10 protein-coding genes and 1 pseudogene are annotated in these 9,210 nt (G+C 46.2%); 10 read left to right on the plus strand and 1 reads right to left on the minus strand.

The window, feature by feature from the left end; genetic code table 11:
• The 3 genes from RB298_RS00405 to RB298_RS00415 form a co-directional block, all read left to right on the plus strand.
• Nucleotides 1-975, plus strand: a 975-nt coding sequence (locus RB298_RS00405; RefSeq protein WP_486045198.1) for a PEP-utilizing enzyme, incomplete at its 5' end; no start/stop codon positions are given.
• 200 nt (nt 976-1,175) lie between these two features.
• Nucleotides 1,176-1,454, plus strand: coding sequence for an ArsR/SmtB family transcription factor (locus RB298_RS00410; RefSeq protein WP_486045208.1), 279 nt, complete (start codon nt 1,176-1,178; stop codon nt 1,452-1,454).
• Nucleotides 1,455-1,491: 37 nt separating this feature from the next.
• Nucleotides 1,492-1,875 carry a VOC family protein gene (locus tag RB298_RS00415; protein ID WP_096774003.1) on the plus strand — a complete coding sequence of 128 codons (384 nt, stop codon included), beginning with the start codon at nt 1,492-1,494 and terminating at the stop codon, nt 1,873-1,875.
• Nucleotides 1,876-1,996: 121 nt separating this feature from the next.
• On the opposite strand, the gene RB298_RS00420 is transcribed toward RB298_RS00415, so the two are convergent.
• Nucleotides 1,997-2,947 (minus strand): helix-turn-helix transcriptional regulator, encoded by a 951-nt coding sequence (locus RB298_RS00420; protein ID WP_096774002.1) that lies wholly within the window; start codon nt 2,945-2,947, stop codon nt 1,997-1,999.
• A gap of 224 nt (nt 2,948-3,171) precedes the next feature.
• Between RB298_RS00420 and modA the strand changes: the two genes are divergently transcribed.
• From modA to RB298_RS00455, 7 genes and pseudogenes are all read left to right on the plus strand, one after another.
• Nucleotides 3,172-4,011 (plus strand): molybdate ABC transporter substrate-binding protein, encoded by an 840-nt coding sequence (gene modA / locus RB298_RS00425; RefSeq protein WP_486045201.1) that lies wholly within the window; start codon nt 3,172-3,174, stop codon nt 4,009-4,011.
• Between the two features lie 11 nt (nt 4,012-4,022).
• A complete protein-coding gene (gene modB, locus RB298_RS00430; RefSeq protein ID WP_096774580.1) occupies nt 4,023-4,682 on the plus strand; it encodes a molybdate ABC transporter permease subunit in 660 nt (219 codons plus the stop codon).
• A 227-nt stretch (nt 4,683-4,909) separates the two neighbouring features.
• Nucleotides 4,910-5,896: a phage baseplate protein gene (locus RB298_RS00435; RefSeq protein ID WP_486045203.1), complete on the plus strand. Its 987-nt coding sequence runs from the start codon at nt 4,910-4,912 to the stop codon at nt 5,894-5,896.
• 190 nt (nt 5,897-6,086) lie between these two features.
• Nucleotides 6,087-6,851, plus strand: a complete 765-nt coding sequence (locus RB298_RS00440) for a DeoR/GlpR family DNA-binding transcription regulator (protein WP_036660720.1) — start codon at nt 6,087-6,089, stop codon at nt 6,849-6,851.
• Nucleotides 6,852-7,034: 183 nt separating this feature from the next.
• Entirely contained in the window at nt 7,035-7,871 is an 837-nt protein-coding gene (locus tag RB298_RS00445; RefSeq protein WP_486045205.1) for an EamA family transporter, read from the plus strand.
• Between the two features lie 88 nt (nt 7,872-7,959).
• Nucleotides 7,960-8,838: a metallophosphoesterase family protein gene (locus RB298_RS00450; protein WP_096773998.1), complete on the plus strand. Its 879-nt coding sequence runs from the start codon at nt 7,960-7,962 to the stop codon at nt 8,836-8,838.
• Between the two features lie 233 nt (nt 8,839-9,071).
• Nucleotides 9,072-9,210 (plus strand): annotated as a pseudogene (locus RB298_RS00455) (amino acid permease); the annotation flags it as partial.

Below are 9,210 nucleotides of genomic sequence, written 5' to 3' on the forward strand. Positions count from 1 at the left end.
GTCATTGATTATTTGCAGCAAGTCAAACATGATGACTTTTTGGATGAGCTGGTTACGTTTGATGGCGGGCGTGAAGCCCGAGACGCGATCCGTGATTTTCTCAGCAAATACGGGATGCGATGTGCCGGAGAAATCGATATCACTAGAACACGTTGGAGCGAAAAACCCGCTACGCTCATCCCGTTGATTCTGGGTAACATCAAAAACTTTGAGCCTAATGCCAGCCATCGAAAGTTTGAGCAAGGACGACAGGAAGCGCTGAACAAAGAACAAGAACTCCTGGAACGATTAAGCCGATTGCCGGATGGTGAACAAAAAGCCGTAGAAACCAAACGAATGATCGACCTTATCCGGAATTTCATTGGTTATCGGGAGTATCCGAAATACGGCATGGTTAATCGCTACTTCGTATATAAGCAGGCTTTACTGAAAGAAGCCGAACAACTCGTAGAAACGGGCGTTATTCATGACAGAGAAGATATATATTATCTCTCTTTTGAAGAACTTCACGATGTCGTACGCACAAATAAATTGGATTACCGAATGATCAACAAACGAAAAGACGAGTACAAATTATATGAAAAACTGACTCCTCCGCGTGTGATCACATCGGATGGCGAGATCATTGTTGGTGAGTACAAACGGCAAAATATTCCTGCTGAAGCCATTGTAGGGCTGCCAGTTTCTTCGGGCGTTATTGAGGGAAGAGCACGTGTCATCTTAAACATGGAAGACGCTGATCTGGAGGAAGGAGACATCTTAGTCACTGCTTTTACAGACCCTAGCTGGACGCCATTGTTTGTATCCATTAAAGGATTGATCACCGAAGTGGGCGGACTGATGACCCACGGAGCCGTTATTGCGCGTGAATATGGATTGCCTGCCGTAGTCGGCGTCGAGAACGCAACCAAAAGGATCAAGGATGGACAGCGCATTCGCGTGAATGGAACAGAGGGGTATGTGGAAATATTATAATAAATACCAACATGAAGCCGCGATTTTCGCGGCTTTTTCAATTATTGAACAGCATTTAGGAAGCAGATGCCTTGCATGGAAATAAATCGGCTGGGGCGATCGGCGGACTTAGGAAGCTTATTATACGTTACGGTTTATTCACGCAACCACGAGGTTGCTTATTGTTGACAAGCAACCCTGGGGTTGCTTATAATCGGACTATGAAGTGGGACAAAGACGCAATATTCAAAGCTCTTAGCGATCCAACACGGCGGCTTATGTTAGACGAACTATCCGAACGCAATGAGCTGACGTTGTATGAACTTACGGTACGTCTCATCATGAAGCACAACCTTTCCATTTCGCGGCAAGCGATAGCTAAACATCTTGCTGCATTGGAAGATGCCGGACTCGTCATAACCAAGCGTAAGGGGAAATATCGAGTCATTATCTTTAACAACGAACCACTGAAGAATTTGCTGAAAGGATGGATAGAGTAATTTATAATTTTATGATGCTGGAGGAGGCCTTAAAATCATGAAAATCATTGTAACCAGTATATTCGTGCAGGATCAAGACAGGGCGCTGGAGTTTTATTCAGAGAAGCTCGGATTTGTTAAAAAGGAAGATGTTCCTGTCGGAGAATTCAGGTGGATAACGCTTGTTTCGCCCGATGTTCAAGACGGTACCGAGCTTTTGCTCGAACCGAACGAGCATCCTGCCGCAAAGGAGTATCAAAAGAAGATCTTTGCCGAAGGCATCCCGGCAACCATGTTTGGCGTTGAAGATATTCGCAAAGAGTACGAGCGGTTAAGGGAAAAAGACGTGAAGTTTACGATGGAACCGACAAAAATGGGCGAACTCACAATAGCTGTCTTTGACGATACCTGCGGGAACCTTATTCAGATCGTGCAGAAGTAATTTACGGATTTGTTAGATAACCCTGACACTTCTGAATGGTGTAGGACAATAAGTAAATGAAGACGATAAAAGCCGCATCGTATGCGGCTTTTATTTATAAGCATGCAAATTGCTGCCGTGCTCAAGTCTCAAACAGGACTTCTCCTGTACGGGATACATCAAACCCCGGAATCGAACGCAGCTCCTTTTGGAAGGTGTCCGATTGCAGAATTTGCAAAAGGGCGGGAATCCAAGTCTGACTCCACGTGGTTTTAAGTATCACAAGATCATAACGCTCCTGAATCAAAGGAATAAAATCAATTTGACCGATTATTGAGGCTGCTTTCTCAATGCCTACGCCAACATCGGCTTCACCGGTAGCAACTTTCGTCGCCACACCGAGATGATTGGTCTGTATATGATCATAGCCGGAAAGCTGCTGCGGATTGATTCCGTGAAGGCGGAGCTGTTCGTCGAGCAACACGCGGGCGCCTGATCCCTTCTCGCGATTCATGAATCGCAGCCCGGAACGGTCTAAATCAGACCACCCTTTAAGACCGAAGGGGTTCCCCGGCTGGACATATAACCCTGCATTTCTGGAAAGAAGATTGACGACCACATAGGAAGAACCAACGAGCAGCTTTCGAATATACGGAAGATTGTACTCTCCTGTATCTCCGTCCAAGAGGTGCGTGCTGACGATATCCGACTCGCCTCTGTACATAGAGATTAAGCTGTCGAGGCTGCCGACAAATGAACGCAAGGGTCGTATGGCGGGGATTGTTTGTTCCATATGTTTGGCCAAAATATCTAGGCTAATGTCATGACCGGTAATGACGATCGGGCGATTCCCACTGGTGAATGTAGGCGGTTGGATAGGTGAAGGCGAAAGCGCCTCAACAGGTTGGTTGGATGCCGGAACCGTTCTTGTCCTTTGTTTGTAGGCCTCCAGGTCAGCAGCATCCACCCGCATTTGTTTGCCGACCCGATAAGAGGGCAGCTCTCCTTTTTTGATCAGATCATACACGGTAAGTTTGGATATTTTTAAGAGCTTGGCAATTTCCTCCGTTGTATAAGACATGTCATTGGACATATCATGTTCCTCCCGGTTAACTGTATAAGTGGTTTAACATTTGAGGCTAATTATAACACAATTGAATGAATTCAAACGATTCTCCTGATTTCTTCCCTTTCCGGATTATATAGATATCATTTAATTAGATATAAATAGATATATTTGGTTTACAAAGAATTGCGCATGACAGTATAATGTTTATGCTTGAATATAACTAAATATAGTTTTTTGGAGGGGGACCCATGATTAAACCGGCAAAGATTAGCGTGGTTTTATCTCTTGTATTATCCATGATATTAGTAATGGCGGGTTGCGGTACGGCAGCAAAAGATCATACCGCTTCTCAAGCTGCGGATAAGTATACGCAAACTTCGGCAGTAGCGGAAACGGTTGAATTGACCGTATCTGCGGCAGCAAGCATGACAGATGCTCTAAAGGAAATCCAGGAGGATTATAAAACGAAGAATCCAAATATCACATTAAATTTTAATTTTGGCGCATCCGGCGCATTGCAGCAGCAGATTGAGCAGGGAGCACCAGCCGACTTGTTCCTGTCAGCCGCAGCCAAGAACATGGAAGCGCTCGTGGATAAACAACTGATTGATGCAAATCAACAAAAAAATGTACTTAGCAATGAGTTGGTGGCTGTCGTGTCTACGGATGGACAAGTACCGGTTGCAAGCTTTGCCGACTTGTCCAAATCCGAACTAAAGAACATTGCCATTGGCATTCCTGAAAGTGTGCCTGCGGGAAGTTACGCTAAAGAGGCCCTTACAAAAACGAACTTCTGGGATTCGCTCCAATCCAAGATCGTACAAGGTAAAGACGTACGTCAAGTTCTTCAATATGTAGAAACGGGTAATGCAGATGTCGGGTTTGTGTATAAAACGGACGCATTAACCTCTGACAAAGTGAAGGTTGCATTTGCTGTGGATCCCGCAACATACACGCCTGTTGAATATCCGATTGGAATCGTAAAGGAAACGAAACATCGAAAAGAGGCTGAGGATTTCTACACTTATTTGCAGACTCAAGAAGCGCTGGACGTCTTTGTGAAGTACGGATTTTCCGTTCCGAATTGATTAGGGCCAATATGAATTGGAACGAATTCTGGTTACCGATTAAACTGTCGCTACAGGTTTCCGTACTGTCCAGCCTAACGGTTGTCCTGCTTGGAGTGGCTGCTGCCTGGTGGATGTCACGCAAATCCTTTAAAGGGAAAACGGTTCTTGAGACCGCCTTTATGCTCCCTTTAGTTCTTCCGCCAACCGTGGTTGGTTTTGTACTGTTGGTCATACTTGGTCGAAAAAGCTGGTTTGGGCAATGGATGGAATGGCTCTTTGACGCGCCCGTCATTTTTACTTGGTGGGCTGCCGTGATCGCTTCGGTCGTCGTAGCCTTCCCGCTCGTCTACCAAACGATGAAGGTGGGATTTTCTTCTGTCCAACGGGATGTCGAGGAAGCAGCTCGATCAAACGGAGCTAACGAATGGCAGGTCTTCAGGTATATAACGCTTCCTTTGACTTATCGCTCGTTGGTAACTGCCTATATTCTTGGATTTGCTCGTGGACTTGGTGAATTCGGGGCGACGTTAATGATAGCAGGCAATATTCCGGGCAAAACACAGACCATTCCTACAGCCATATTCGTTGCGGTTGATGCAGGCAATACGACGATGGCATGGGCGTGGACAGCATCCATGATCATGATTTCCTTTATAATGTTGCTTCTTACAAGACGAAGTGATCAATAAAAGTCGCTAAATACAGCGGCTTTTTTTCATGTTTCGGAACTTGATGATATTGATTTATTTTAAAAAAAGGGTAATCATTAGTTACAGCACTTTATTTTACCATCACATTCCAGTGAAAAGTGCTGATTACGCGCAAACCGAAAGGAGGATTGTGATTAGCTGTCGTCAGCTATAATTCCTGCTTCATATCAACCCCAGTGAGACATCATGTCAAAGGAGGTATCTTAATGTTTCAGGAGCGCTTTGCTCTCAGCGGTAAGAACTTAAAGATTTTTACATCGTTCATTCTCGCCATTATTTTACTTATCATGCCGGTCCTGCCGGCTGCAGCTGCATCACCAGGCAAAACCGTGAATGCTTCGGCTAAGCTGGCCTATAATCTTAAAGGGCTTAAGCACAATGTGGCCGTTCAAAAAGCATATATTGCAGACAAGTATGTTTACGTTACGCAGCGGTCTAAGGGTACATGCTATCTTTCCAGGCTGCTTATTAGCGGGAAAGACGCGAAGTACGTTGACGAAATGACCGTCACCAATACCGGCCATTGTCAAACGCTTGATATGTATACGTACAAAGGGGAACATTATTTCTACTTCAGTTCCAAAGCCGATTCTTCCACTAAGCAATTCTGGTCCCTCCAAGTGGCAAGACTAAAATATAAGGCGGGATCAAAGGTCGATTATACGAAGCTGGACCGGTTCGTCTATATGAATTATGCCAACAAGACCGGCAAACGATTAGGCACAACCTATAGGGTCGACGGCGGCGGCAACAGCAAATATACGTTCTTCCGCGTACAAACCAAGGAAAAGACCGTCACCTGGTCCATATACAGCACAGCGGCCCTGAACAAGCTTCTGGACAGCAAAAAGCAGGTTCGAATGGATAGTGCCGCAGCGGTAAAAGCGAGCATAGCGAGTTTCACTCAATCCGGCAATCGTATTATTAGACCGAATGGATCGTTTCAAGGTGCAGATATGCTGGGGAGCTCCAAAATTTACACCTCGGGAGGCGCCGAAGGCCAAACCCCGCAGATCGCCATGATGACCAGCTCGGGCGCCTACAAGAGCCTGGTGAAAATTACGAATGTGGGAAAGCATGAAATCGAGGGCGTTCAGACCAAGAACGGGAAGGTTTACTTTACGATCGTGACGGATCCCAAGAACAAGAAAAACACGCAGAAAATTTACTATCTGCCGGATACGATTTTTTAAATATTTTACGAAAAAGTCGCCAGGTAATGGCGGCTTTTTTCGAGATTGTGACTAGTATGTCCAGTCCCCAGCAAGTGTAAATCGCTCCTTATCACGTCTTAATATCAGAGAACAATGTGAGATTGTGTGTTTTTGTGGTATTCTGTACTAGTAATTCAAACGCGGTAGTCGTTTATTGGAGGAATATTCAATGCTTGCACATGATCGGCATCAACAAATCATGAAACTGCTTCACGAAATCCAATCGGTCAAGACAACGGATTTAATCGCGCAATTCGGAGTTTCTTTCGAGACGATTCGAAGAGACCTGGAATATCTGGAACAAGAGGGCTTCTTAAAAAGGGTTCATGGCGGGGCAACCTTGCCGGCAGCGGACTATCAGAAAGAACTGCCTTTTACCGTGCGGGAAATGAAGAGGCTTCAAGAAAAACGGGAGTTGGCCCAGATTGCCCTCCGCTACGTGGAAGAAGGGCAATCCTTGTTCATGGATGTAAGCACCACCAATACCGAATTCGCCAAGGCCTTGATGACGCGCTTTGATCGATTGACGATACTGACCAATTCCTTTCAGATCGCATCGATACTTATGGAGAAACCTCATTTCACGATCATCTTTGTCGGTGGGGTGGTCCGTAACTCGGAACATTGCGTGGTCGGCGATTTTGCCGAATCCTTTGTCACTCAGTTTCATGCCGACCTTTTCTTTATGAGCGTGAGCGGCATATCCCTGACCGAAGGCTTGACGGATTATGGGTTAAGCGAGATTCAATTGAAGAAGAAAATGCTGGCCCGGGCACACAAGGTCATCGTGCTTGCAGACAGCAGTAAATTTAACGCGGTTTCGCTCACACCGGTCTGCGGATTGGATCAGATTGAACGGATTGTGACGGACTCCGGGCTAGGGCATGATGTCCTTGAACAATATCGGGAGGCAGGGGTCAACATCGATTGCTAATAATTTCAAAGGAACAAGAAGAGCCTTTCGACGAGGTTCTTTTTTTTGCTCATCATATCAATTGACAGTAAGAAAATCCCATGATACGATCAAAATCAAGTTGTGAAAATGTGTGTTTATAAGCATAAAAGTGTGTAAACTAGTGTTTTTAGAGGGGGTGTAGCAATTTCACTTGCAGTTTTATTGGTTCTAGGCTCTGGCATGGCACATGCAATATGGAATATGTTGGCAAAGTGGAGCGGGAATAAGCAGTTGTTTTTATTTATCATTTATATCCCCACCACGCTTATGCTGCTCCCGGGCTTTATGATCGAAATCGTCACTGCGAATCCACCCATGTCGGGTTATCTTTTGTTATTCCTGTCCGTGTTCATTCAAGGGGGATATGCCTATTTCTTGTCCAAGTCCTTAACCTATGGCGACCTATCCCAGGTCTACCCGATGATGAGAGGCATTTCCACTTTCTTGTTGCCTCTTTGCGGAGTCATTCTCCTGAACGAGCGGTTATCCGTCTGGGGATGGCTGGGACTCGGATTGATTGCATTTGGCTTCTTTCTATCAAGCGGCATCTTTATGAGGAAGCAAAGATTTCATGCCCCTCACAGGGTTCTTTTCTATACTGCAGCCGTGGGGCTTTGCACGATGGCGTACGTGATGGTAGACAAAGTGAATCTGCAGCATTTTTCGCCAACGCTGCTTTTGGAAATATCCAATATCGGATTTATGCTGGGGCTGGCCCCGTTTATCCGTTTTGGCGAAATCCGCTGGGTAAGAGAGATAAGAGAACATGGAAAATGGCTTGCAGTTGGCGCGGTCCTTTCTCCAGGTTCATATTTGTTGTTCTTGTTTGCCATGAGTATGTCCCCGTTAATATACATAGCGCCTCTTCGAGAGATTGGAACCGTATTCGGCACCTTGCTGGGCGTATTGCTGCTGAAGGAAGGTCAAGGAGGGCTGCGGATCGTATCGGCCGGCATTATCTTTATCGGAATCTTACTCGTAGGCATGCTGGGCATATGATTAGTTAGACGGCATTTTACCGTTGCGGTGAACACCGGGATAACGCGTCGGCCATATTCGACATCACTTTGAAGGAGGATTGAGTAGTTTGAACAAGCGAAATCAAGATGGAGAAAACCGGAAGGGGAACGTGCTGCTCCGATTTCAGGTTATCACCGATACGCACGTGAAGGCGGACCCTGGACATAGCTACAATTGTAATTTGGCGAGGGCACTAGAAGATATTAAACGAATGGCGCCGGACAGTGACGGCATTATGCACGCAGGCGATTTAACCGACCAGGGGAGTACGGAGGAATATGCGGAGTTTCGCAGAATATGGCGGGAGCATGGCGCAGGATTGCCGGTCAGTTATTTTGCTGCAGGCAATCACGATGTCGGTCTGGGGCATTGGCCTTCACGTTTGGGAGCTTATCTGGATGCCACGGGGATGAGGGGACCCTATCACGATCATTGGGTGAATGGGTACCACTTTATCTTCCTCGGAACCGAGGAGGGGCTGGAACTGTTTGCTTCCTTGTCCGAAACTCAGCTGACATGGCTCGATACTAAGCTAACCGAGAGCAAGAATCCGGTTCAACCGGCTTTCGTCTTCCTGCATCAGCCGCTCAAAGACACGGTTGCAGGATCTTATGAGTCGCAGCGATGGTACGGCGTTGCTCAGGACGAAGCGCTCAAGAAAGTTTTGGCTAAACACCGGCATGCCATCCTGTTCACGGGGCATACTCACTGGGAGCTGGAGGCGCAGCATACCATGTTCGATGGACAGGAACAACTGCCTTATATGTTTAACGGATCCTCTGTCGCGTACCTATGGACGGATAAAGACGAACATAAAGATGGGAGTCAAGGGCTGTTCGTCGAGGTTTATGCAGATCGTGTAATCGTCAGAGGCCGGGATTTCGCTGCAGGCAAGTGGCTGGAGAATGTCCGGTTTGAATGTAACATCCCTGAGCAATCCGAATAATTGGAAACGCCTACAACAGAACCCTCCATTCAACGACATCGGTTCATTATGATTGAACGGGGCTGTCGGGTAAATGGAGGGTTTTTCCGGCTCCGATGCAGGATTACCAAATGAATATAATTGTTTTCACAGGAAAAAGATACTACAATTGGATCAAGCCTTACATATTAGCGTTTAGATTTTGCTCTTGTTCAAATTGACAGCCAAGAGAGTAACAGAGGGGGAAACTTGGAATGAAAAACAACGAACTAAAGAGGGGGCTCGAAGCTCGCCACATTCAGATGATTGCTTTGGGCGGCACCATCGGTGTCGGGTTATTTATGGGTTCGGCAAGCACGATCAAATGGACAGGTCCATCGGTGATGCTTGCGT

Source organism: Priestia sp. BR_2 (assembly GCF_041954005.1).
In the GTDB taxonomy this organism is placed as follows: Bacteria; Bacillota; Bacilli; order Paenibacillales; family Paenibacillaceae; genus Paenibacillus_AQ; species Paenibacillus_AQ lautus_A.

Coding starts and splice junctions, on each gene's coding strand:
- RB298_RS00410 (WP_486045208.1), top strand. CDS start 1,176: ATGAAGTGGGACAAAGACGCAATATTCAAAGCTCTTAGCGATCCAACA.
- RB298_RS00415 (WP_096774003.1), top strand. CDS start 1,492: ATGAAAATCATTGTAACCAGTATATTCGTGCAGGATCAAGACAGGGCG.
- RB298_RS00420 (WP_096774002.1), bottom strand. CDS start 2,947: ATGTCCAATGACATGTCTTATACAACGGAGGAAATTGCCAAGCTCTTA.
- modA (WP_486045201.1), top strand. CDS start 3,172: ATGATTAAACCGGCAAAGATTAGCGTGGTTTTATCTCTTGTATTATCC.
- modB (WP_096774580.1), top strand. CDS start 4,023: ATGAATTGGAACGAATTCTGGTTACCGATTAAACTGTCGCTACAGGTT.
- RB298_RS00435 (WP_486045203.1), top strand. CDS start 4,910: ATGTTTCAGGAGCGCTTTGCTCTCAGCGGTAAGAACTTAAAGATTTTT.
- RB298_RS00440 (WP_036660720.1), top strand. CDS start 6,087: ATGCTTGCACATGATCGGCATCAACAAATCATGAAACTGCTTCACGAA.